20 protein-coding genes are annotated in these 24,169 nt (G+C 71.0%); 8 read left to right on the top strand and 12 right to left on the bottom strand.

Annotated features, from left to right (window positions below):
- The first annotated feature begins 98 nt into the window (after window positions 1-98).
- A complete protein-coding gene (locus tag FHS08_RS04510; RefSeq protein WP_341800303.1) occupies window positions 99-1,169 on the top strand; it encodes a M24 family metallopeptidase in 1,071 nt (356 codons plus the stop codon).
- Window positions 1,170-1,633: 464 nt separating this feature from the next.
- Here the strand turns inward: FHS08_RS04510 and FHS08_RS04505 are convergent, their stop codons facing one another.
- The 3 genes from FHS08_RS04505 to FHS08_RS04495 form a co-directional block, all read right to left on the bottom strand.
- On the bottom strand, window positions 1,634-3,109 hold the full coding sequence (locus FHS08_RS04505) for an MGH1-like glycoside hydrolase domain-containing protein (protein WP_167035867.1): 1,476 nt from the start codon (window positions 3,107-3,109) through the stop codon (window positions 1,634-1,636).
- 85 nt (window positions 3,110-3,194) lie between these two features.
- Complete coding sequence (locus tag FHS08_RS04500; RefSeq protein WP_167035864.1) at window positions 3,195-4,547, bottom strand: ABC transporter substrate-binding protein; 1,353 nt, start codon at window positions 4,545-4,547, stop codon at window positions 3,195-3,197.
- A 184-nt stretch (window positions 4,548-4,731) separates the two neighbouring features.
- Complete coding sequence (locus FHS08_RS04495) at window positions 4,732-5,739, bottom strand: LacI family DNA-binding transcriptional regulator (protein WP_243847220.1); 1,008 nt, start codon at window positions 5,737-5,739, stop codon at window positions 4,732-4,734.
- A gap of 167 nt (window positions 5,740-5,906) precedes the next feature.
- Here FHS08_RS04495 and FHS08_RS04490 point away from each other — a divergent pair, with 167 nt between their 5' ends.
- The 7 genes from FHS08_RS04490 (at window position 5,907) to FHS08_RS04460 (ending at window position 13,689) form a co-directional block, all read left to right on the top strand.
- Window positions 5,907-6,872 carry a carbohydrate ABC transporter permease gene (locus FHS08_RS04490; protein ID WP_167035858.1) on the top strand — a complete coding sequence of 322 codons (966 nt, stop codon included), beginning with the start codon at window positions 5,907-5,909 and terminating at the stop codon, window positions 6,870-6,872.
- A complete protein-coding gene (locus tag FHS08_RS04485) occupies window positions 6,862-7,773 on the top strand; it encodes a carbohydrate ABC transporter permease (RefSeq protein WP_167035855.1) in 912 nt (303 codons plus the stop codon). Before FHS08_RS04490 ends, FHS08_RS04485 begins: the two co-directional genes overlap by 11 nt.
- A 28-nt stretch (window positions 7,774-7,801) precedes the next feature.
- Window positions 7,802-9,226, top strand: a complete 1,425-nt coding sequence (locus FHS08_RS04480; protein ID WP_167035852.1) for a Gfo/Idh/MocA family protein — start codon at window positions 7,802-7,804, stop codon at window positions 9,224-9,226.
- The gene (locus tag FHS08_RS04475; protein ID WP_167035849.1) at window positions 9,223-10,152 is read left to right on the top strand and encodes an NAD-dependent epimerase/dehydratase family protein; all 930 of its coding nucleotides are present in this window, start codon (window positions 9,223-9,225) and stop codon (window positions 10,150-10,152) included. Before FHS08_RS04480 ends, FHS08_RS04475 begins: the two co-directional genes overlap by 4 nt.
- Window positions 10,145-11,053: a 5-dehydro-4-deoxyglucarate dehydratase gene (locus FHS08_RS04470; protein WP_167035846.1), complete on the top strand. Its 909-nt coding sequence runs from the start codon at window positions 10,145-10,147 to the stop codon at window positions 11,051-11,053. The genes FHS08_RS04475 and FHS08_RS04470 overlap by 8 nt, the downstream gene beginning before the upstream one ends.
- Window positions 11,050-12,162 (top strand): mandelate racemase/muconate lactonizing enzyme family protein, encoded by a 1,113-nt coding sequence (locus FHS08_RS17225; RefSeq protein WP_341800302.1) that lies wholly within the window; start codon window positions 11,050-11,052, stop codon window positions 12,160-12,162. Before FHS08_RS04470 ends, FHS08_RS17225 begins: the two co-directional genes overlap by 4 nt.
- An 81-nt stretch (window positions 12,163-12,243) precedes the next feature.
- Window positions 12,244-13,689 carry an aldehyde dehydrogenase (NADP(+)) gene (locus tag FHS08_RS04460; protein ID WP_167035843.1) on the top strand — a complete coding sequence of 482 codons (1,446 nt, stop codon included), beginning with the start codon at window positions 12,244-12,246 and terminating at the stop codon, window positions 13,687-13,689.
- Between the two features lie 69 nt (window positions 13,690-13,758).
- Here FHS08_RS04460 and FHS08_RS04455 read toward each other — a convergent pair whose 3' ends face one another.
- From FHS08_RS04455 to FHS08_RS04415, 9 genes are all read right to left on the bottom strand, one after another.
- Window positions 13,759-13,908: a hypothetical protein gene (locus tag FHS08_RS04455; protein ID WP_167035840.1), complete on the bottom strand. Its 150-nt coding sequence runs from the start codon at window positions 13,906-13,908 to the stop codon at window positions 13,759-13,761.
- 134 nt (window positions 13,909-14,042) lie between these two features.
- Window positions 14,043-15,485, bottom strand: coding sequence for a rhamnulokinase (locus FHS08_RS04450; protein ID WP_167035837.1), 1,443 nt, complete (start codon window positions 15,483-15,485; stop codon window positions 14,043-14,045).
- Window positions 15,486-15,624: 139 nt separating this feature from the next.
- The gene (locus FHS08_RS04445; RefSeq protein ID WP_167035834.1) at window positions 15,625-17,661 is read right to left on the bottom strand and encodes a bifunctional aldolase/short-chain dehydrogenase; all 2,037 of its coding nucleotides are present in this window, start codon (window positions 17,659-17,661) and stop codon (window positions 15,625-15,627) included.
- 73 nt (window positions 17,662-17,734) lie between these two features.
- Complete coding sequence (gene rhaI, locus FHS08_RS04440) at window positions 17,735-18,901, bottom strand: L-rhamnose isomerase (RefSeq protein ID WP_167035831.1); 1,167 nt, start codon at window positions 18,899-18,901, stop codon at window positions 17,735-17,737.
- Window positions 18,898-19,263, bottom strand: coding sequence for an L-rhamnose mutarotase (locus FHS08_RS04435; protein WP_167035828.1), 366 nt, complete (start codon window positions 19,261-19,263; stop codon window positions 18,898-18,900). The genes rhaI and FHS08_RS04435 overlap by 4 nt, the downstream gene beginning before the upstream one ends.
- 59 nt (window positions 19,264-19,322) lie before the next feature.
- Window positions 19,323-20,360: a rhamnose ABC transporter substrate-binding protein gene (gene rhaS, locus FHS08_RS04430; RefSeq protein ID WP_167035825.1), complete on the bottom strand. Its 1,038-nt coding sequence runs from the start codon at window positions 20,358-20,360 to the stop codon at window positions 19,323-19,325.
- Window positions 20,361-20,421: 61 nt separating this feature from the next.
- Entirely contained in the window at window positions 20,422-21,486 is a 1,065-nt protein-coding gene (locus FHS08_RS04425) for an ABC transporter permease (RefSeq protein WP_167035822.1), read from the bottom strand.
- Window positions 21,483-22,514 (bottom strand): ABC transporter permease, encoded by a 1,032-nt coding sequence (locus tag FHS08_RS04420; protein WP_341800301.1) that lies wholly within the window; start codon window positions 22,512-22,514, stop codon window positions 21,483-21,485. Before FHS08_RS04420 ends, FHS08_RS04425 begins: the two co-directional genes overlap by 4 nt.
- Window positions 22,511-24,016 carry a sugar ABC transporter ATP-binding protein gene (locus tag FHS08_RS04415; protein WP_167035819.1) on the bottom strand — a complete coding sequence of 502 codons (1,506 nt, stop codon included), beginning with the start codon at window positions 24,014-24,016 and terminating at the stop codon, window positions 22,511-22,513. Before FHS08_RS04415 ends, FHS08_RS04420 begins: the two co-directional genes overlap by 4 nt.
- Window positions 24,017-24,169: the final 153 nt, after the last annotated feature.

Genomic DNA, 24,169 nt, shown 5'->3' with positions numbered 1-24,169 from the left:
CCGGGCCGGCCGGACGCACGGCATCCGTCCGTCGCTGACCATGAGAAAGCGCTTTCACAGCTAAGCTCGGAGCACACGTTCCGCAAGGGGGCCAGACGGTGACGATCGAAGTCGACGACGACAGGGTCGCGTCGCGCGCACGCACGGATCGCACCGTCAAGCTCGAGCGCGTCCGCGACCTGCTCGATCGTCGGGGAGCGGCATCCGTCGCCCTCACGTCTCGCGAGGCGCTCGGCTGGCTCCTCGACGGCGCGCGCGTGTCGGTGCCCATGGGCGGCGATCCCGTCCTGTCCGCCGTCGTCGATCGCGAGGGCGCGACGCTGCACGTCTACGAGAACGAGCTCGACCGTCTCGTCGCGGAGGAGCTCGGCGATCTCGGTGGATTCGAGGTGCGGGCCGTGCCGTGGTTCGCGCCGCTGCCTCGCGCTGCGTGCCTCGCAGAGGCCGACGTCGCGGCAGACCTCCGCGCGCTCAGGGCCGATCTGCTGCCGCAGGAGCTCGCGCGCTATCGGACGTTGGGGCGGGATGCCGCGGCCGCCGTCACGCGCCTGCTCGCGACACTCCGATCCGAGCACTCCGAGCGAGAGGTCGCCGCCCTCCTCGCACGCGAGATCGTCGCGATCGGCGCCGAGCCGGCCGTCCTGCTCGTCGCGGGGCAGGACCGGCTCGGGCTGCGGCATCCCCTGCCCACCCACGCGCCGCTCGGGCGTCGCGCGATGATCGTCGTCGGGGCGCGCCGCGCCGGCCTCATGGCCAACCTCACGCGCTGGGTCGGCGACGAGCCGGGCGCCGCAGAGACCGCCGTGCGCCTGCACAAGGTCGAGGCCGACGCCTTCGCCGCGACACGTCCCGGACGCGCGCTTTCGGCCGTGCTCGCCGACATCGCGACGTCGTACGAGCGCCACGGCTTCGGCCCCGACGAGTGGCGCCGCCACCACCAGGGCGGCCCGACGGGCTATGTCGGCCGCGACCCGCGGGCGACGCCGAGTGCGTCCGACGTCGTCGTGGACGGCCAGGCGTTCGCATGGAACCCCACGGCCCCGCGGCACAAGGCCGAGGACACCGTCGTCGTGTCGCACGGCGTCGTCGAGGTGCTGACGGTCGATCCCGCGTGGCCCGCGGCTCCCGTGCGCGGCATCCTGCGCCCGCAGCCGATGCCGTTCGACTGACGGCGTCCGCCGACGCGTCTGGGTCGGCGCGACGCGCCCGGACCGACGCCGACGGACATGGATCGGCGCGACGCGGATGGCGACGCGGCGACGCGGCCGGATCGCGGACGCGGCGACGCGGCGGGAGCGCCCGGATCGGCGCGACGCGCCTGGACAACGCCGACGCGCCTGGACCGACGCCGAGCCGCCGCCGCGACGCTGACGCGCCTGGACCGCCGAGCCGCCGAGCCGCCGAGCTGACGCGCCCGGACCGGCGGCGACGCGCCTGGACCGGCGCGATGCGTCCGCCGATGCGCCCGGACGGCGCCGACGCGCCTGGATCGGCATGACGCGTCCGCCGACGCGCCCGGGTCGGTGCGACGCGCGTGGACCGGCGCCGACGCTCCTGGACCGGCTCGATGCGGATGCCGACGCGGCGACGCGGCGGGATCGCGGACGCGGCGACGCGGCGGGAGCGCCCGGAGTCAGAACCGCGGTGCGATGCTCGTGAGCGTCTGCCTCGACAGCACGGCTCCCGCGCGGTCGAGCATGACGCGCTCGCCGCGGCCGAGCGCGAGCGCCTCGACGCCATCGCGGAGCACGACGCTGCGCTCGTCGTCGCCGACGAGCTCCCACGTCGCCCCGTCGACGACGCGGCGGTACCCGACGGCGTGAGCCGCAGCGCCGTGGCCGAGTCGGGTCGGAGGGAGCGCCGTGAACGAGAGCGAGCCGTCCGGGTGCGGCAGGATGCCGAACCACCGCTCGACGGCATCGAGAAGCCACAGGATCGACGGCGAGTAGGCCGACGTGTACCCGGCTTCGCCGCTCCACGGGTCGAGCGTCTGCGGGAAGCGATCGGCGAGCGCGAGGGCCGTCAGCACCCCCTGCGACGCGACCGCGAGCTCGCCGCCGCGGCCGTGGTGCTCGAATGCGGCAGGGGCGCGCAGCTGTGCCAGGAAGTTGACGGGTCCGCCCCACGAGTTGCGGCGGAAGTCGCGGTCGAAGCGCGGGTCGTCCATCGAGAGGGACGTGAACCCGTGCGGCGAGAGGAACCGGCGCGTGTGGAAGAGGTGCCGTTCGAGCGCCTCGGCGAAGAAGGCGTCGTCGCCGACCTCGCACGCGAGCACCCGCAGCAGCACGTCGGACGAGACGCGCACGTGCTCGCCGGTGCGGTCCCGATCGTAGAACGTGCCGTTCTGCGCGTCCCAGCACTGCTCCCACAGGGCCGCGAGGGAGGCTTGCGCCTTCGCGCGCCAGGGCGCGGCATCCTGTCCCAGCTCCTCGGCGATGAGCGCGAGGTATGTGCGCTGGCACGCGACGTTCGCCGTGAGGTCGGGAGCGACGTAGGGCAGGCTCGGGTGCGAGGGGTCGACGAGGGATGCCTCGCCCCGGAAGCACCTGTCGGGCGCAAACCAGAATCGTGGTGACGCGTCGTGGCCCGTGTCGAACGTGCAGAAGGCCTCGACCCCGCCCGTGCCGCGGGTGTCGCGGTGCGTCGCGAGCCACTCGTCCATGCGGGACATCGCCGTGTACATCGTCGCGAGGTACTCGCGATCGGCGCGATCCGTGAGCAGGTAGTGGTTCCACACGCACCGGGCGAGCGGCGTCACGAGCTGGATCTGGCTGAACCCGGGGCCCGTGGGCGTCACCTTGTACGGCATGAGCCCGTCGGCGCGCTGCTCCGCCGCGAACCGGAGGTGGGTCGCGCGCGTGACGCCGGGGGCGAACCGGTCGAGCACCTCCGCGTTGATCGTTCCCGTGCTCTCGATCCACGCGCCGTCGTAGACGCCGCCCTCGTTGAGCAGAGGCGCGCCACCGCCGATGGGACGGATGCAGGCGCCGAGCTCGTCGGCGGCCTGCCGCCACCGCCGCTCGAGGGGCCCGCCCACCGCGACGAACGCCACGCCGTACGCGGGCTCGGCGCTGCGCAGCCGTGCGAGGGCCTCGTCGATCGCTGCCACGGTCATCATCCTTCCCTGGAGACGCCCGTGCGGGCGGCCTCTTCCGAGACCGCCCGCACGAGTCGAATCGCCCTGCGAGTCGTGGCTACTTCGCAGCCTCGAGGTCGGCCTTGAGGGCGGCGACCCAGTTGTCGGCCGCTTCCTTGGGCGTCTGGCGCCCGAAGAGCACCTCGGCTTCGTACGTCTGCGAGTGGCTGTTCATGTTCGCGCCGCCGTTGGGCTGCGGGGGAGCGACCTCGCCCGAGTCGAGCACCGACTGCACGTACTCGGCCGCCGTGGCGGCGCCGCCCGTGAGCGTCGGGATGACGGCCGATGCGGTGTCGTCCCGGAACGGCACGCCGCGCGTGTCCTTGATGAGGTCGGCGGCCTCCGGGCTGAGGAACCAGTCCATGAGCAGCGCCGCGGCCTCGGGATACTTCGTGGCGGCGTTTACCGACCAGAACGCCGACGGCAGCAGGGCGACGCCCGACTTGTCGGTGTTGGTCGGCGGCGTGAGGATCTTCGTCGCGCCGTCGAGGCCGTAGGGTCCGTTCACCAGGTTGCTGTAGCCGAACGTGATGGCGGCCTGGCCGAGCGTGTAGGGCTGCTGGTCGGTCGGCAGGTTCCAGTTCGTCGTGACGACCGTCGGGTCGGGCAGTCCGCCGCCCTCGAGCAGGTCCTCCTCGATCGTGTACCAGTCGGCGATGACGTCGGCGCCGACGGCGAGGTTGCCGTCCCAGTCGTACATGCCGAACTCGGTCTCCTGGCCCGTGTAGGTGCCGAGGATGTCCTGGATGCGCAGGTCGATGCCCATGATGGGAGCGCCCGTGTCGGTCGTCAGGTGCTTCGAGCCGATCTCGTTCGCGGCCTCGACGAGGTCGTCCCACGTCCAGCCGTCGTCGGGGACGGCCACGCCGGCCTCTTCGAAGATCTTCGTGTTGACGAACGCGGCGGTCGCGTTTCCGCCCGTCGGCAGGCCGTAGAGCTTGTCGTCGACGATCGCGTTCGTGAGAGAGAAGTCGGGGTAGAGCTTCGAGTTGGAGATCGTCTCGATCTGGTCGCCCGCGTCGAGCTGCAGGAGCAGGCCGTTCGAGCCGTACTCCTGCGGCTTCGCGCCGCCGAGCGCGAAGACGTCGGGCGCCGTCGTGCCGCCGCCGCCGAAGTCGGTCGCGAGGCGGTTGAACAGGTCGTCGGGTGCGCCGTAGGAGTTGCCCGTGACGGTGATCTCGGGATACTCCTCCTCGAAGGCGTCGATCACCTGCTGGAAGAGCGCTGCGCGCTCCTCGTTGCCCCACCAGGCGATCTCGATCTGGGCCTTCTGGGCGTGCGGGTCCCACGCCTCCGGCGACTCGGTGTCGGAGGGCGTCGTGCCACCGGCGCAGCCCGCAAGGGCGAGCGCTCCGACGAGGACGACGCCGAGGGACGCCTTCCCCGCGAGGGAACGTGCTGTACGCGTCATTGCGACTCTTTTCGTATCAGGTTGCGAGGCGCCGGGGGTGACGACTCGTGCGGGAATCCAGGACCGACTCCCCCTTGTTGTGGCGATGCCACGGCTTCGTGAAATCGCTATCTCGGAACAGTATGCATGCCCACGGCGTCGTGTCAACGCAGGTGAGGCCGTTTTGTTATCGAAGCCAACAATGTCAGGCGCCTCGAGGCGTGGCCGTGGAGCCCCGCACCTCGATGCGCGGCTGGAACGTCAGATCGTGCGCCGGCTGTTCATGCCTGATCAGGGCGTGCATCCGCCGCCACGCTTCGACGCCGAGCTCGAAGTGCGGGACGGATGCCGTCGTCAGGGGCGGCGACGTGAACCTTGCGAACGGGATGTCGTCCATCCCAGTCACCGAGAGGTCTTCGGGCACGCGAACCCCCCGGTCGATGAGCGCGTTCATGAGCCCGATCGCGACGAGGTCGTTGTACGCGATCGCCGCCGTCGCGCCGGTGCCGACGACGGATGCCGCGGCGGCGATCCCCTCCTCAGAGCTCGCACCCCCCGCGACCGTGTCGAGTCGCACGTCGGGGTGCACGCGGGCGAAGGCATCGAGCCCCGTCACACGGTGGCGGTTCGAGACGCTGCGCTCGGGGCCCGCGACGTAGACGAGATGCCGGTGGCCGAGGTCGTAGACGTGCTGCGCGACCCGCTGGATGCCGGACTCGTAGTCGATCGCGAGCGAGGGCGCGTCGACGGCCAGGTGCGGGCGGTTGATGAGCACGAGCGGGCGCAGGCTCTCGGCGAGGGCGACGAGCCGGTCGTCGGGCATGCGCGGCGCGCACAGGACGAGCGCGTCGCAGCGGCGACGGGTGTCGGCGGCGAGGAGCGGCTCGTCGCCGGGCGACTCGGCGGAGTCGGCCACGAGGACGCGGTAGCCGTCGCGTGCCGCCGTCTTGCTGAGGCCCGACAGCACCGTCTGGAAGGTCGGGTTGCCGAGGTCGGGCACGACGAACGCGATCGCATTGGTCTGCCCGAGGGCGAGCGAGCGGCCGAGGTGGCTCGGGGAGTACGCGAGCTCGCGGGCCGCGGCATCCACCCGCTCTGCGATCTCGGGCTCGCCCGCGAACCGGCCGTTCATGATGCGGGAGACCGTCGCGGGCGACACGCCGGCACGCGCGGCGACGTCCGCGATCGTGGTCAGACCCGTGCGACGTGCCAAGATCAGCCTTTCGTCGGCGAAAGATGCGTGCGGCCGCGGTGCGTCCGGAGCCAGTTTCACACGATTGTGCATTCCTGGTCGTTCTCAAGGTATCTTCTTTCAATGATCCCGTGATAGCGGTTTCACGAACCTGCCGCACACGGCAGACCACACGACGAGGAGGTCGTATGAGCAGTCTCGGCGAGCTGCGCACCATCGCGCTGAGCTCCCGGAAGGGCGGCGCCAAGGTCGACCCCAAGAAGGCCTACCCCGACAACAAGGCGGGGTACCTCTTCCTGCTGCCCTGGTTCGCCGGCCTTCTGCTGCTGGGCGTCGGACCGATGCTGGCGTCGCTCTACCTGTCGCTGACGGACTACAACGTCCTGAAGCCCCCGTTCGCGAATCCGCCCGAGTTCGTGTGGTTCGAGAACTACATCAAGATGTTCCAGAGCGCGCAGTTCTGGAACGCCTTCCGCGTCACGACGGAGTACGTCCTCGTGTCGGTGCCGCTGCAGCTCGCCTTCGCCCTGGCGCTCGCGCTCGTGCTCGACCGCGGCATGCGGGGCCTGGCGTTCTACCGCTCGGCGTTCTACCTGCCGAGCCTGCTCGGCGGCTCGGTCGCCGTCGCGATCCTGTGGCGCCAGGTCTTCGCGAAGGACGGCATCTTCAACGAGTTCCTCGGCTGGTTCGGCTTCCACGACCTGCCCGGCTGGATCGGGCACCCGGACTGGGCGCTGTGGACGATCATCGTCCTGCACATCTGGACGTTCGGGTCGCCCATGGTGATCTTCCTCGCGGGCCTCCGGCAGATCCCGGACATGTACTACGAGGCGGCCGAGATGGACGGAGCGGGCAAGCTCCGCCGGTTCTTCTCGATCACCATTCCGCTGCTGACGCCGATCATCTTCTTCAACCTCGTGCTGCAGATCATCTTCGCGTTCCAGACCTTCACACAGGCGTACGTCGTCTCGGGAGGCACGGGCGGCCCCGCCGACTCGACGATGTTCTACACGCTGTTCCTCTACCGCACCGGCTGGATCAACTACGACATGGGCACCGCGAGCGCGATGGCGTGGTTCCTGCTCATCGTGATCGCAGCCTTCACGGCGTTCAATTTCTGGCTCTCGAAGTTCTGGGTGTTCTATGACGACTGAAACCGCGCCCCCGCTGGCGACCGAGCTCATCACGACGGGAAAGGCCCTGGGGCGCCGCCGTCGTCGCCCGGGCGGTGCGACCGTCCGATCGATCCTCAAGCACGTCGTGCTCGTCGTCGTGTCGATCGTGATGCTGTACCCGCTGATCTGGCTGGTCGTGTCGAGCCTCAAGCCGAACGACGAGATCTTCCGCGACCTCAGCATCTTCACGACCGACCTGACGCTCGACAACTACATCAGCGGCTGGAACGGCCTGCAGCAGCCCTTCGCGCTGTACCTCGGCAACTCGATGATCATCTCGGTCGGGGCGATCATCGGGAACCTGATCTCGTGCTCGCTCGCGGCGTTCGCGTTCGCGCGGCTGCGCTTCCGATACCGCAACCTGTGGTTCGCCGTCATGCTGACGGGGATCATGCTTCCCTTCCAGGTCGTGCTGATCCCGCAGTTCGTGATCTTCCAGCAGCTCGGCTGGCTCAACACGTTCCTGCCGCTCATCGTGCCGAAGTTCCTCGCGACGGACGCGTTCTTCGTGTTCCTCATGGTGCAGTTCATCCGGGCACTCCCGACCGAGATCTTCGAGGCGGCCCGCATCGACGGAGCTGGGCACTTCCGGATCTATGCGCAGATCACGCTTCCGCTCATGGTCCCGGCGATCGCGACGACGGCGATCTTCACCTTCATCTGGACGTGGGGCGACTTCTTCGGTCCCCTCATCTACCTGCGCATCCCCGAGATGTTCCCCGCGCAGGTGGCGCTCAAGGGCTTCCTCGACGCGCAGGAGTCCTCGAACTACGGCGCGATGTTCGCGATGTCCGTCGTCTCGCTCCTGCCCCTGTTCATCGTGTTCCTCGTGGGCCAGCGCTTCCTGCTGCGCGGGTTCGCCACGACCGGCATCAAGTGACCTCGCCGCACGGCGACGAAAGAGAGAAATGACCTCCCGCATCCGCTACGCACTCGTCGGCGCGGGCTCGCGCGCGCAGATGTACGTCGACGCGATCACCGGACCGCACGCCGACGTCGCCGAGCTCGTCGCCTGGTCGGACACGAACGACGGCCGGCTCGACTGGCACGAAGCGCGCGTTCTCGCGACGGGCGCGCCGGCGCCCCTCCGGTTCGCGCCGGAGCAGCTCGCGACGGCGATCGCCGAGCACGGCATCCAGCGCGTCATCATCACCTCGCCCGACTTCACGCACGCAGGGCACGTCGTGACGGCGCTCGAGGCCGGCGCCGACGCGATCGTCGAGAAGCCGCTCACGACGAGCGAGGAGGGGGTCCGCCGCATCGCGGAGGCCGCGGAGCGCACGGGTCGCTCCGTCACGGTGACGTTCAACTACCGCTACTCGCCGCGCAACAGCGCCCTCAAGCAGGTCATCGCCTCCGGGGCGATCGGCGACGTGACGTCGGTGCATTTCGAGTGGGTGCTCGACACGGCGCACGGCGCGGACTACTTCCGGCGCTGGCACCGCGACAAGGCGAACTCGGGAGGCCTGCTGATCCACAAGGCGAGCCACCACTTCGACCTCGTCAACTGGTGGATCGCGGATGCCCCGACCCGCGTGTTCGCCAGCGGCGGGCTCCGGTTCTACGGCGCCGAGAACGCCGCACGTCGCGGACTCGGGCAGCGCCCCGAGCGCGGGTCGGTCGACTCGCCGCTGCGCGACGCGTTCAGCCTCGACCTCCGCGACGACGAGACCCTCAAGGGGCTCTACTTGGACCAGGAGGGGCACGACGGCTACCTCCGCGACCGCGACGTCTTCGATCGGGGGATCACGATCGAGGACAACCTCTCGCTCGTCGTCGACTACGCGCAGGGCGCGTCCATGTCGTACTCGCTCAACGCGCACGCGCCATGGGAGGGCTACACCGTCGCCGTCAACGGCACGGCGGGCCGGGCCGAGCTGACGGTCGTCGAGCGCGGTGCCGTGCTCGTCGCAGCGGACGGCAAGCCCGTCGTCGACCCGAGCGCCCGGCCAGACGCCGTCGCGCACGAGGACGCGCGCCCCGTCTCGGAGCGGCTCGTCGTGCAGCGGCACTTCCAGCCGGCCGAGGAGGTCGCGATCCCCGCGGCGGAGGGCGGCCACGGCGGCGGCGACGCCGTGCTGCTGCGCGAGGTGTTCGTCGGTCGAGCCGACGACCCGCTCGGGCGTGCGGCATCCTGGCTCGACGGCGTGCGCTCGATGGCGGTCGGACTCGCGGGAAACCGCTCGCTCGAGACGGGCCAGGCCGTCCGCACGGCAGACCTCGGCCTCGGGCCCGCGGCCGCAGCCCTCGCAGGGGTCCCGGAGGGTGCCGAGTCCGCGCTGGCCGGGCCTCGGGAGGGTGCCGCGTCCGCGCTGGCAGGAGAGTCGCGATGAGCCGCTTCCTCGTGACGGGCGGCGCGGGGCGCCTGGGTCGCAGCGTCGTGCAGGCGCTCGCCGAGGCCGGCCACGACGTCGTCTCGGTCGACAGGGTGCAGGCCGCAGGACTCCCGGCGCGGCAGGTCGTGCACGATCTGAGGGATGCCGAGTCCACGGCGGAGCTGTTCGCCGAGCATCGGCCCGACGCCGTCGTGCACCTCGCGGGCATCGCGGTCCCGTTCAGCGCACCGGACGACGTGACGTTCCAGACCAACACATCCCTCTCTCTCGCCGTGCTCACGGCGGCGCGCGAGACGGGCGTCGGCGCCGTGCTCATCTCGAGCAGTCCGACCGTCATCGGCTACGGCGCTCCGAGCGGATGGGAGCCGACGGCGCTTCCCATCGACGAGGAGCATCCGCTCGCGCCGTGGAACGCGTACGCCCTCGCAAAGGTCGCGATCGAGGAGCTCGTGCAGTCCGTCGTGCGGGCCGACACGCCCCTGCGGGTCGGCGTGTTCCGCCCGTGCTACGTCGTGTCGCCCGAGGAGTGGCTCGGCGCGGCGACCCAGCAGGGGCACACGATCCGAGAACGGCTCGACGATCCCGCGCTCGCGGCCGTCTCGCTGTTCAACTACATCGACGCGCGCGACGCGGGCGACTTCGTCCTCGCGTGGCTGACGCAGCCCGACGCGGCGCCCAACGGATCGGTGTTCTTCGTCGCGGCGGCGGACTCGCTCGTGCGCGAGCCGGTCGGCGATGCGCTCGCGCGGCACGTGCCCGCGACGGCGCGGCTCGCGGCATCCCTCCCTCCGACGGCGCCCGTCTTCTCGAGCGCGAAGGCGGAGCGGCTGCTGGGATGGCGCGCACGCAGGTCGTGGCGCACGGAGCTCGCCGACGCCGAGACGGTCTCGACGCACGCAGGAGGGAAGGGCATCGATGAGTGAGACGTTCCGGGACGGCGTCCTGTTCTTTCCCGTCACCCCGTTCGACGCCGCCGACAGACCCGACCTCGACGTCCTCGCGGCGCACGTGTCGCGCGGAGTCGACGAGGGCGCGGCGGGGGTCTTCGCGGCCTGCGGCACGGGTGAGTACCACGCGCTGTCGGTCGGCGAGTTCGGCGACGTCGTGACGGCGTCGGTCGCCGCCGTGGGCGGGCGCGTCCCGGTCTTCGCGGGCGCGGGAGGCCCGCTCGGGCACGCGCGCGAGACCGCGCGCGCCGCTGCGGATGCCGGAGCCGGCGGACTGCTCGTCATGCCGCCCTACCTCGTGCAGGGCCCGCAGCACGGCCTCGTCGCGTACATCGAGGCGATCGCGGCGGCGACCGGGCTGCCGATCGTCGTGTACCACCGCGCCAACATGGCGCTGACCGAGCAGACCGTCGAGCGGATCGTCGCCATCGAGTCGGTCGTCGGCATCAAGGACGGCGTCGGCGACGTCGCCCTCATGCAGCGGTTCGTGCTCGCGGCATCCCGCGCAGATCGCGACCTGCAGTTCTTCAACGGACTCCTGACGGCCGAGCTCAGCCAGGCGGCCTATCGCGCGATCGGCGTCCCGCTGTACTCGTCCGCCGTCTTCGCGATGGCTCCCGAGATCGCGACGGCGTTCTCCGACGCGTATCGCGCGGGCGACGACGAACGGCAGCGGGAGCTGCTCGACGGCTTCTTCGTCCCGCTGGTCCGGCTGCGCGACGAGACACCCGGCTTCGCCGTGTCGCTCATCAAGGCGGGGCTGCGACTCGGGGGCGTGCCGGTCGGCTCCGTCCGGCCGCCGCTCGCCGACCCGACCCCCGAGCAGGAGGAGCGCCTGCGGGTCCTCCTCGAGCGCGGGAGGGAGCTCGTGTCGTGACGGATGCTGCGGACCGCGCGGCGTCGCATGCCGCGGCATCCGTCGCCGACGCCCCGCCGATCGTGTCGATCGGGACGCGGCTCGTCCGCATCCCGCTCTCGCGCCCGTGGGGGCCCGACGTCACCGACATCCGCGTCGTCGAGGTGGTCGTGACGGATGCCGAGGGCGGAGTCGGGCACGGCTTCTCGTGGACGCCGTCGATCGGCGGCACGGCCGTGCAGGCGCTCCTCGACACCGACCTCGCGCCGTTCGCGATCGGCCGGCCGGCCCAGCCGACGTGGTGGGACGACGCATGGCGCCACGTGCACGAGGCCGGGGGCGGAGGCGTCACGACGATCGCCCTCGCGGGCCTCGATCTCGCGCTGTGGGACCTCGTCGGCCGCCGCGCGGGGCACGGCATCCCTTCGCTGCTGGGTCGACGCCACGAGACGCTCGAGGCGTACGGCAGCGGCGTCAACCTGCACTATCCCCTCGAGGAGCTCGTGGCGCAGGCGCGGCGCTGGGTCGACGCGGGGTTCCGCGGCGTCAAGGTGAAGGTCGGCAGGCCCGACCTCGCGGAGGACGTCGAGCGCCTCACCGCCGTGCGCGAGATCATCGGGCCCGATCGCGACCTCATGGTCGATGCGAACCAGCGGTGGGACCTCGATCGCGCGACGGCCGCCGTCGGGGCGTTCGAGCCGGTCCGCATCGCATGGCTCGAAGAGCCCCTGCGGGCCGACGACCTCGCGGGCCACGTCGAGCTCAGGCGCCGCACGGGCGTGCGCGTCGCCGTCGGCGAGAACCTGCACACGGAGTACCGGTTCCGCGAGTTCCTCGACGCGGGCGCGGCCGATGTCCTCCAGCCCAACATCGTGCGCGTCGGCGGGATCACTCCGGCTCTGCGCATCGCGAAGGCGGTTCAGGATGCCGGAGCCGAGCTCGCGTTCCACCTCCTGCCCGAGCTGTCCGCCCCGCTCGCGTTCACCCTCGCGACCCCGACCCGCATCGAGATCGTCGAGGACGCGCGCCTCGACGAGCTCGGCGCGCTCGCCGCGCCCAGCGGGCTCACGCTCGGCGCGGGACGCATCGGCGGCGGGCCCGCGGAAGGCCTCGGCATCCGCTTCCGCTGACCCGTCGTCGTGAGCGGCCCGGGAGCGGTCCGATCCGAACGAGACCCGAAGAACAGACCCCGACCCCACGAGGAGCACGGCATGACCGACTCGACCCCCTCTGACATCGACCGCGTCGCGACGGCGGCGGCACGCGCGTTCCGCATCACGGCGGCATCCTCCGACGCCGAACGGGCGTCCTGGCTGCGCGCCGTCGCGGACGAGCTCGACGCGTCCGCCTCCGAGCTCGTCGAGATCGCCGACCGCGAGACGGCGCTCGGCGCCGTTCGGCTGCGCGGCGAGGTCGGACGCACGACGGGCCAGCTGCGGCTGTTCGCGACGGTCGTGGAGGAGGGCTCGTACCTCGAGGCCGTCATCGACCACGCGGTGCCCGACGCGACTCCGCCGCGGCCCGATCTGCGTCGGATCCTGCGGCCGCTCGGCCCCGTGGCGGTCTTCGCGGCGTCCAACTTCCCCTTCGCGTTCTCGGTCGCGGGCGGCGACACGGCGTCGGCGCTCGCGGTCGGCTGCCCCGTCATCGTGAAGGCGCACTCGGGGCACCGCGAGCTGTCGCGCCGCGTCGCCGAGCTCGTGTCTGCGGCACTGTCGGCCGCGGGCGCGCCCGACGGCGTCTTCGCGCTCGTGGAGGGTCGTGAGGCCGGTGTCGCGCTCATCGAGCATCCCGCGATCGCTGCTGGCTCGTTCACGGGCTCGGTCGCCGGCGGTCGGGCGCTCGCCGACCGCGCCGCCGCGCGCCCCGCGCCCATCCCGTTCTTCGGCGAGCTCGGCAGCATCAACCCCGTCGTCGTGACGGAGGCGGCGGATGCCGCGCGCGGCGCCGCGCTCGCACAGGGCCTCGCGGGCTCGTTCCAGCTCGGGTCCGGCCAGTTCTGCACGAAGCCTGGGCTCGTCTTCGTGCCGTCGGGGTCTGCCGTCGAGGCGGCGCTTCCCGCGCACGTCGGCGCGGCGCCGCACCGTCTGCTCACGGACGCGATCGACCGCGGCTTCCGCGACGGACTCGCGCATCTCGCGGCGGTCCCCGGCGCCGAGGTCGTCGCGAGCGCGCCCGCGACGGATGACGGCATCCCGCAGCCCCTCGTCTACGCCGTCGATCTCGAGACGTTCGCCGAGCACGCCGAGACGCTCAGCGCCGAGGTGTTCGGTCCCGTGACGCTGCTCGTGCGGTATCGGGATGCCGAGGCCCTGCCCCGCGTGCTCGAGGGCCTCGAGGGGAGCCTCACGGCGACCATCCACGCGGAGGAGTCAGACGACGTGTCGCCCGTCCTCGACGTGCTCGCGGAGCGCGCGGGGCGCGTGCTGTTCGCGGGCTGGCCGACGGGCGTCGCCGTCACCTGGTCGCAGCACCACGGAGGGCCGTGGCCCGCGACGAACACGCAGCACACGTCGGTCGGGGCGACGGCCGCGCGCCGCTTCCAGCGTCCCCTCGCATACCAGGACGCCCCGGCCCGCGTGCTGCCGGCCGCGCTGCTCGACGAGAACGTGCTCGGCATCCCCCGCCGCGTCGACGGCGTCCTCACGCTGCCGTAGCTCGGGCCTGCGGGTGTGACCCAGCCCAGATCCTCCGAGATTCGGATGCCGAGGCGGCGCGATTCCCGGTCAGGCGGGCGGCGCGTCGGGATCGAGCGTCTTGAGCGTGTCCTCCTCGGCGGGATTGTCGGCCTCGAGCTGCTCCTCGGTCGTCTCGTCGCCCCCGAGAGGTGCGTCTGCGTCGAGGTCCGCGTCGTCCGTGCGTCGTCGATCGTCCATGCAGCTCACGCTAGGCGCCTCCGGCGCCCGACGTCAGAGGGTGGCGGGCACGCGCGCCGCGAGCTCGGCGAAGACGTCGGCGGCGGCATCCTGCGTCGCAGACGCGCGGAGAGCTGCTGCGCGGGTGCGTGCGCTCAGGCGCGCGGCTCGAACCGCCGCGGCTCGTGCGTGCGCACGACGAGATCCCGCAGGGCTTCGAGCGATCCCGCGACGAGGCCGAGTGCGCGCGCCTGCACGAGCACGTTGCCCAGCGCGGTCGCCTCGACGGGCCCCGCGACGACGGGGAGTCCCGCGCGGTCGGCCGTGCGCTGACAGAGCAGCGCGTTCAGGGCGCCGCCGCCGACGATGTGGATCGTCTGCACGTCGACCCCGCCGAGACGCCCCGCCGCGATCGCCGTCGTCGCGAACGCCTGCGCGAGCGACTCGACGATGCTGCGCACGTACTCGGCGCGCGTGCCGGGGCGCGCGACGCCGTGCTCGGCGCACCACGCGTCGATGCGCGCCGGCATGTCGCCCGGCGGCAGGAACCGCGCGTCGTCGACGTCGAAGACGGGCACGCGCGCCGCGTCGACGTCGGCGGCCGTCGCGAGCAGGGCGGGCAGGTCGATGCGCGCGCCGTCTGCGCGCTCCCACCCGCGTACCGTCTCCGTCAGCACCCACAGTCCCATGACGTTGCGAAGCAGCCGCACGCGCCCGTCGACGCCGCCCTCGTTCGTGAAGGTCGCCGCGAGGGCGTCTGCGGTCAGCACCGGCTGTGCCACCTCGACCCCGACGAGCCCCCACGTGCCGCACGAGATGTAGGCCGCGGCATCCGCTCGCATCGGGACGGCGACGACGGCGGACGCCGTGTCGTGCGAGCCGACAGCCGTGACCGCCGTCGGGCCATCGGCGCCGAGCGAGACGGCGACGTCGGGCAGCAGCATCCCGAGCGTCTCTCCAGGGCTGATGAGGGGAGGAAGGATGCCGCGCGGCAGCCCGAGCGCCGAGACGAGGTCGTCGTCCCACTCCCGGTCGGCGACGCGCAGCAGCCCCGTCGTCGACGCGTTCGTGCGCTCGGCACGGGCGACGCCCGTGAGCCAGTATCCGAGCAGGTCGGGGATGAGCAGGGCCGTGTCGGCGAAGCCGAGGAGGTCCGGCGGCTCGGCGGCGAGCTGGTACAGCGTGTTGAACGGCAGGAGCTGGAGGCCGTTGCGGGCGAACAGGCCGGCGTGCGGCATCCGTGCGTGCACCGCCTCGACGCCGGCGGCCGTGCGGGCGTCGCGATAGTGGAACGGGTTGCCGAGGAGGCGCCCGCCCCGCAGGAGCCCGTAGTCGACGGCCCACGAGTCGACGCCGACGCTGCGGATGCCGGGCTCGGCGCGGAACGCGTCGCGGAGCCCGCCCACAGCCGCGCCGTAGAGCGCTAGGACGTCCCAGTGCAGGCCGTCGGGCGTGTGCACGGGGTCGTTCGGGAATCGCGCCACGACCCCGGCGTCGAGCGTGTCGGGCCCGACGTGCCCGACGATGACGCGGCCGCTCGTCGCGCCGAGGTCGACCGCGGCGACGGTGCCGCCGCTCGCACGCACGTCGGCGCTCATCGCGCGCTCGCCGTCACGCGATGGCTGCTGTTGTGCGCATCAGCGCCGGTCATGGACGCAGCAGATGCACCGAACTGCAGCACTCGCGGTGCGCCCGCCGCGTCGGCCGACGAGAGGCGCGCGAATGAGCCCGCCCGAGTCATCGCAGGAACGCCGCCGCGACGCCCGAGTCGACCGGGATGTGCAGGCCCGTCGTGCGGCTGAGCTCGGGACCGGTCAGGACGTAGACGGCGTCGGCGACGTTCTCGGGCACGACCTCGCGCTTGAGGATCGTGCGGTTCGCGTAGAACTGACCGAGGTCCTCCTCCTTCACGCCGTAGGTCGCTGCGCGATTGGCGCCCCAGCCCGACGCGAAGATGCCCGACCCGCGCACGACGCCGTCGGGGTTGATGCCGTTGACGCGCACGCCGTGCTCGCCGAGCTCGACCGCGAGGAGGCGCACCTGGTGGGCCTGATCGGCTTTCGTCGCGGAGTACGCGATGTTGTTGGGGCCGGCGAACACGGAGTTCTTCGACGAGATGTAGATGACGTCGCCGCCCATCCGCTGGGCGATGAGGACGGATGCCGCGGCCTTCGACACGAGGAACGAGCCCTTCGCCATAACGTCGTGCTGAAGGTCCCAGTCGGCCTCGGTCGTCTCGAGCAGGGGCTTGGACAGCGACAGCCCGGCGTTGTTGACGACGAGGTCGAGGCCGCCGAACGCGAGGACGGCGGCGTCGATCGCCGCCTGCACGCCCGCGGCGTCGGCGACGTTCGCGGCGACGCCGATCGCGACATCCGCGTCGCCGAGCTCGGCCGCCGCGGCCTGGGCCTTGGCGAGGTCGAGGTCGGCGACGACGACGCACGCGCCCTCGGCGGCGAGGCGCGTCGCGATCGCCTTCCCGATGCCGGATGCCGCGCCGGTCACGAGCGCGATGCGACCCTGGTGGGACCTCGGCTTCGGCATCCGCTGCAGCTTCGCCTCCTCGAGCGCCCAGTACTCGATGCGGAACTTCTCGGCGTCGGAGATCGGCGAATAGGTCGACAGCGCCTCGGCGCCGCGCATGACGTTGATCGCGTTGACGTAGAACTCGCCCGCGACGCGAGCGGTCTGCTTGCTGGCGCCGTACGAGAACATGCCGACGCCCGGCACGAGCACGATGAGCGGGTCGGCTCCGCGGATCGCGGGGCTCGACGCGTCGGCGTGGGCGTCGTAGTAGGCCTGGTAGTCGGCGCGGTACTCGGCGTGCAGCTCGATGAGCCGTGCGAGCTGCTCGTCGAGCGGAGCGGTCGCGGGCAGGTCGAGCAGCAGCGGCTTGACCTTCGTCCGCAGGAAGTGGTCGGGGCAGCTCGTGCCGAGCGCGGCCAGACGCGGGTGCTCGGCGCGGCTCAGGAACTCGAGCACCTCGGGGGAGTCCGTGAAGTGCCCGACCATGGGCTTGTCGGTCGAGGCGAGACCTCGGATCGTCGGAGCCAGTGCCGTGGCCTTCGCACGCCGCTCCGGCCCGGGCAGCCCCTCGAAGCCCTGCAGAACTCCACCGAACGGCTCCGCGGCACCGTGCTTCTCGATGTAGTCGGCGGCGGTGGCGATGATCCATGTGGAGTTCTGCTCGGCATCCTCCGACGTGTCACCCCACGCCGTGATGCCGTGGCCGCCGAGGATGCAGCCGATCGCCTGCGGGTTGGCGTCCTTGATCGCGGCGATGTCGAGCCCGAGCTGGAAGCCTGGTCGCCGCCACGGCACCCACACGACCCTGTCGCCGAAGATCCTCGTCGTCAGCTCCGGCCCGTCTGCCGCGGTCGCGATCGCGATGCCCGAGTCGGGGTGCAGGTGGTCGACGTGCGCGGCATCCACGAGCCCGTGCATCGCCGTGTCGATCGAGGGAGCCGCTCCCCCCTTGCCGTGCAGGCAGTAGTCGAACGCCGCGACCATCTCGTCCTCCCGCTCGACGCCGGGGTAGACGCCCGTGAGGGCCCGCAGCCGGTCGAGCCGCAGCACCGCGAGGCCCTGCGGCTTCAGCGTGCCGAGGTCGCCGCCCGAGCCCTTGACCCACAGCAGCTCGACGGGCTCTCCCGTCACGGGGTCGGTCTCGGTGCCCTTCGCCGACGTGTTGCCGCCCGCGTAGTTCGTGTTCTTCGGATCTGCGCCCAGCCGGTTGCTTCGCGCGATCAGCTGCTCGACGGTGGGATTGCTCATGATCGGTTCGTATCCTCTTCGGGGTCGAGTGTGCAAGACACGGGGATGCCGGACAGGGGGACGCGAAGGCGGGTCACGCGCCCCAGCCCGCCTGGACGCCGCCGACGCGGTCGGCCTCGATCCTCTCCTGATATCCCGATGCCGCGTACGCGGCCATGGGGTCGGCGGGGAGCCCCCGCGACTCGCGCCACGACGCGAGCGCGGGCCGCACGTCGGTGTAGAACGCGTCCATGAACACGGCGTTCGCCGCGAGGACGTCTCCGGCCTCCTGCGCCGCCGCGAGAGCCGCGCGGTCGACGAGGAGCGCCCGCGCGGTCATCTCCTGCACGTTGAGCACCGAGCGGATCTGCCCCGGGATCTTCTTCTCGATGTTGTGGCACTGGTCGAGCATGAACGCGACGTCGGGCGAGTTGAGACCCCCGCCGCGGATGACCTCGAAGATGATGCGGAACAGCTGGAACGGATCGGCCGCCCCGACGATGAGGTCGTCGTCGGCGTAGAACCGCGAGTTGAAGTCGAACGAGCCGAGCTTTCCGAGCCGCAGCAGCTGCATGACGATGAACTCGATGTTGGTGCCGGGCGCGTGGTGGCCCGTGTCGAGGCACACCATCGCGCGCTCGCCGAGCGCGGCCACCTGCGCGTAGGACGTCCCCCAGTCCGGGACGTCGGTGTGGTAGAACGCGGGCTCGAAGAACTTGTACTCGAGCACGAGCCGCTGCTCGCCCGAGAGCCGCTCGTAGATCGTCGCGAGCGACTCGTGCAGGCGGTCCTGCCGTGCGCGCATGTCGGCCTGCCCCGGGTAGTTCGAGCCCTCGGCGAGCCAGATCTTCAGGTCGCGCGACCCCGTGGCATCCATGATGTCGATGCACTCGAAGTGGTGGTCGATCGCCTTCTGGCGGATCTTGGGGTCGACGTGCGTCAGGGCGCCGAACTTGTAGTCGTCGTCCTGGAACGTGTTCGAGTTGATCGTGCCGAGCCTCACGCCGAGGTCTTCCGCGTGCCTGCGCAGGTCGTCGTACGAGCCGACCTTGTCCCACGGGATGTGCAGCGCGACGGACGGCGCGAGCGCCGTCACTCGGTTGACCTCGGCGGCATCCGCGATCTTCTCGAAGGGATCGCGCGGCGTCCCGGGCGTCGCGAAGACCTTGAAGCGCGTGCCGGAGTTGCCGAACGCCCACGAGGGCAGCTCGATGCCCTGGGCCTCGAGAGTCGAGAGGATGTCGGGGGAGAGGATCGTCATCTGTCCGTTCCTTCGTGGTCGGATGCCGCGGCCGCGGCGAGCTGGTCGTGCAGGTGGAAGATCTCGGTGAGAGGCGTCGCCGCCTGGTCGGGGCGGCCCTCGAGCCCCACGAAGAAGCGCGCCATCTGGGCCTCCCAGCGGGCGGCGACGGGGGATGCCGCGAGGTACGCCTGCGCCGCCGCGTCGTCGTCGGTCTCGTAGTAGCCGATGAGCTGCCCTCCGTCGCCGAGGAAGAGCGAGTAGTTGCGGCGTCCCGCCGCCGCGATCTCGGCGAGCATCTCGGGCCAGACGGGACTGTGCCGTGCGAGATATTCGTCGAGCAGCTCGGGCTTCACCCGCAGTTGGAAGCAGACGCGCGTCATGATCTCTCCTCCGGGGCGGCCCGGACGACATCGGAGATGCCGGCCGGGCCGTCGACTCGCTAGAAGTCGAAGTCCCCGATGTTGTCCTTGTCGAACACGTACGGGTCGCCGAGGAGCACGGTGGCATCCGCACCCACCGTGTACTCGCCGAGCTTGCCGGCTGTGAAGGTGTCGCCCTCCGCGCCCGTGACCTCGCCCGTGATGAGCGCCTGCGCGGCCCACGCCGCGAGGTAGCCGAGATCTTCGGGGTTCCACAGCGCGAACGACGTGACGGTGCCGTCCTCGACGAACTCGCGCATCTGGTTCGGCGTGCCCAGGCCCGTGAGAGCGACCTTGCCCTTGAAGTCCGACGTCGACAGGTAGCGGGCCGCCGCCGCGATGCCGACCGTCGTGGGCGAGATGATGCCCTTGAGGTTCGGGTGGGACTGCAGGAGCGCGGCCGTCTTGTCGAACGACGTCTGGTCGTCGTCGTCCCCGTAGACCGTCTCGACGAGCGTGATGCCGGGGTGATCCGACGCCAGCAGCGACTTCATCTGCTCGATCCATGCGTTCTGATTGGTCGCGTTGGCGGATGCCGAGAGGATCGCGATCTCGCCGGCATCGCCGATCTGCTCGGCGATGAGATCGACCTGGATCTTCGCGATGCCGTCGGCCGTGGCCTGGTTGATGAACAGGTCGCGGCAGTCGGGGTTGGTGTCGGAGTCGAACGTGACGACCTTCACGCCGTTGTCTCGCGCCTCGTTGAGGGCGTCGCAGATGGCCTGCGGATCGTTGGCCGAGACGACGAGCGCGCCCACACCCTGCTGCGTCGCCGTGTTGATGTAGCTCACCTGCGCGTCGGGTGTCGCCTCGGCGGGACCCACCTCGGCGAATGTGCCGCCGAACTCCTCGACGGCGGCCTTGCCGCCCTTGCTCGATGTGTCGAAGTACGGGTTTCCCAGGTTCTTGGGCAGGAACGTGATCGACAGATTGGCGGCGTCGCCGCCGCCGTCGGTGGGGGCTCCGGAGGGGCCGGTGTCGGCGCAGCCGGCGAGAGCGAGCGCCGCCGTCACGGCGACGGCCGCGATGGCAGCGGCACGCTTGTGTGCAGACCTCATTGTTCTGTTCCTTTCGTGGACGGCACGGCGACGGATGCCGCCGGCTGGGGAAGCGACCTCGTCATGTTGCCGTGGAGGCCGCCGCGCGGGGCGTTCGGGGTGGGCGGCGCCGTGCCCGCTGGAGCCACGTGAGCACGCTCGCGGTGACGACCGAGAGCACGAGGAGCACACCCGTGATGATGTTGATGACGTCGGAGGTGACGTTCGCGAGGCGCAGCGCGCTCGAGAGCACGCCGATCAGGAGCGCCGCGGCGACCACGCCGTACAGCTGCCCCCGGCCGCCGAAGACCGAGACCCCGCCCAGCACGACGGCCGCGATCACCTGGAGCTCGAGTCCGGTCGCGTTGTCGCCCCGCGCGCTGCCGAACCTCAGCGTGTAGTACACGCCCGCGAGTGCCGAGACGAGCCCCGAGAGGACGAACAGGATGAGCTTCGTGCGCTCGACGTCGACACCGGAGAAGCGTGCGGCATCCTTCGACAGCCCGATCGCGTAGACGCCCCGCCCGAACGGCGTGAAGTGCAGCAGCACCGCGAAGATCACGAGCAGGATCAGGAACGGCACCGTGATGTACGGGATCGTCGTGCCGGCGATCCTCGCCTTCGCGAGGGAGGTCCACGCCTGCGGGAACGCCGTGACGGCGGTGGTTCCCAACAGCCCCACCGCGAGGCCGCGGAACAGCGCGAGCGTTCCGATCGTGACGGCGAGCGATGGCAGACCGACGACCGTGACGAGGAAGCCGTTGAACGCCCCGCCGACCACGCCGACGAGGAGCGCGAGGAGGGCGGCCAGCTCGAACGGCAGACCCGCCTGGACGCCGACCCCCGTCACGACGCTCGCGAGCCCGACCATGCTGCCGACCGAGAGGTCGATCTCACCCGTGATCAGGACGAGCGTCATGGGCAGGCCGATCAGCAGGATCGGCGCGATGTCGAGCAGCAGGTAGGTCAGGGTGATGGGCTGGCCGAATCCGCGCACCGTCGCGGACGCGACGATCACGACGAGGATCAGCAGTGCGACGATCGCCGACTCACGCGTGAGCACGACTCGGCGCCACAGTGGGCGGTCGTGATCGCGGACGACGCGGGCGGACGCCGTCGTCGCGGTCTCGGTCTCGGTCTCGGTCATGATTCGTCCCTCGCCTCGATGAGCCGCCGTCTCTGCCGCACCGCGAGGAGGCGGTCGAGCACGATCGCGCCGATGATGAGCACGCCGACGACGGCGCGCTGCCAGAAGTCGGGGATGCCGAGGATGGGAAGTGCCCGGTTGATCGTCATGAGGAGCACGGCTCCGATCGCGGCGCCCCAGACCGATCCGACGCCGCCGGTGATCGCGACGCCGCCGATGACCGCGGCACCGACGGCATCCAGCTCCCATCCGGCGCCTGCCTGCGAGCTCACAGATCCGTATCGGGCCGCGTAGAAGACGCCTGCGAGGCCTGCGAGCGCTCCGGACAGGATGAAGGCCGTGAGCACGCGCCGTGTGACGCGCAGGCCGTAGAGCTGCGCCGCAGCCGGGTCGGACCCGATCGCGTAGTACTCTCGGCCGCCGCGCGTGTTTCGCATGTGCCAGGCGGCCGCTGCCAGCACGACGAAGGCGACGATCGAGAGGATCGGGATCCACAGGATCGATCCCGTGCCGAGGGCCAGGAAGTCGTCGGGCATGTCGGACGCGTTGACCCGGCTGCTCCCGGCCCACAGCACGTTGATGCCGCGGTATGCATACAGCGTTCCGAGCGTGATGACCATCGCGGGCACCCTGCCGAACGCGACGAGGGCGCCGTTGATGAGACCGAGGAGCGCGCCGAAGGCGACGGCGAGGAGCACGACGAGCGGGATCGGCAGCGACGGCAGGTCGATGAAGAGGCGCCCCGTGAGGTAGGCGGAAAGTCCCATGACAGAGCCGACCGACAGGTCGACGCTGCGAGTGATGATGACGATCGCCTGTCCTACGGCGACGAGCACGAGGATCGACGGCGTCAGGAGAAGGTCGCGCCAGCCGTCTGCGCTGAACAGGAAGGCGGGGTTCTTCGCCGTGGCGGCGATCACGACGAGGACCAGGGCCAGCAGGATGCCGAGCTCGCGTGCCCGGCCCAGCGTCCCGATCGACTTCGCGAGTCCGGACACGGGGATGCGGGTCGTGGGAGCGGCGGTCACGAGAGCTGCTCCGATGCATGGGTCGCGGCGAGCATGACGTTCTCCGAGGACGCCTCCGACCGGGGAATCTCTGCCGTGAGGCGTCCCTCACGCATGACGAGGATGCGGTCGGCCATGCCGAGCACCTCCGGGAGCTCGGAGGAGATCATGAGGATGCCCTTCCCATCGGCGGCGAGCTGGGAGAGCAGACGGTGGACCTCGGCCTTCGTCCCGACGTCGATGCCTCGCGTGGGCTCATCGATGATGAGGACCTTCGGCTCCGTCGCGAGCCACTTCGCGAGGACGACCTTCTGCTGGTTGCCGCCCGACAGCGTGGCCGCGACGGTGTCGAGGGCGTACGACTTCACCTCGAGCCGACTCGCCCACTCCCTGGCGGCTCGGTTCTGCATGCCGACCGTCAAGAGGCCCAACCGCGAGAGCTGGTGCCGGATCGCGAGCGTGATGTTGTTCCCGACGCTCGACTCGACGACGAGCCCCTGCTTGCGCCGATCCTCGGGGACCAGGGCGAGCCCCGCGCGCATCGCCTCGGCCGGCCGACCGCGCGCGATTGTCCTGCCGTTGACCCGCACGGTGCCATCTCGGTAATGGTCGACGCCGAACACGGCGCGCGCGACTTCGCTGCGTCCGGCGCCCACGAGCCCCGCGAGGGCGACGATCTCACCCGCGCGAACCGTGAACGAGATGTCGTGGAAGACGCCGGGGCTCGTGAGGCCCTCCACCTCGAGGAGAGGCGCGCCGGCGGTCGTGTCCTGCTTCGGGAACAGCTCGGTGACCTCGCGTCCCACCATCTGCCGAACGATGCGGTCGACGCTCGTGCCGGCGATGGAGCTCGTCGCGATGTACGCGCCGTCTCGCATGACGGTGATCGTGTCGCACAGGGCGAAGACCTCGTCGAAGCGGTGCGAGATGAAGATGAGGGCACGGCCCTCGTCGCGCAGGCTCCGCGCGATCGTGAAGAGGCGCTCGACCTCGACGCCCGAGAGCGCGGCGGTCGGCTCGTCCATGATGAGCAGGGATGCGTCCAGCGACACGGCCTTCGCGATCTCGATGACCTGCTGGTCGGCGATCGACAGACCTTCGGCGGGCCGGTCGGGGTCGATGACGACGCCGAGGCGCGTGAAGAGGCGTTCGACCTCGTGACGCATGGCCTTCCGGTCTATGCGCCCGAGCCTTCCCGTGGGCTGACGGCCCATGAAGATGTTCTCGGTCACCGAGAGGTCGGGGAAGAGCGTCGGCTCCTGGTAGATGACGGCGACCCCTGCAGCCTTCGACTGGGCGGTGGAGGAGAAGTCGACGTCCTCGCCGCGAAGGCGGAGGGTGCCGCCGTCGCGCTGGTACAGACCCGCGACGATCTTCACGAGGGTGGACTTGCCGGCGCCGTTCTCGCCCACGAGCGCGTGGATCGAGCCCGAATCGACTGCGATCGTGCCGGACCGCAACGCGATCACCGCTCCGAACGCCTTGCTCACGTCCCTGAGCTCCAGCACCGGCGTTGTGCTCATGCAGTCCCTCACCCCGTCCTCGTCGTTGAGAGAGTGAATCGTTTCACATCCACCGACGCGAGGTTATGCGATCGGCTCAGGGGATGTCAAGCTCGTCTGAGCGATGGTTACTGATTCGTTTCATGCGTCAGATAGAGTGCACCGAAGGGGGAC

This window comes from Microbacterium ulmi, from assembly GCF_011759705.1.
GTDB lineage: Bacteria > Actinomycetota > Actinomycetes > Actinomycetales > Microbacteriaceae > Microbacterium > Microbacterium ulmi.
The sequence above is the reverse complement of the archived record's forward strand: the minus strand, read 5'-3'. Positions and strand labels throughout refer to the sequence as shown.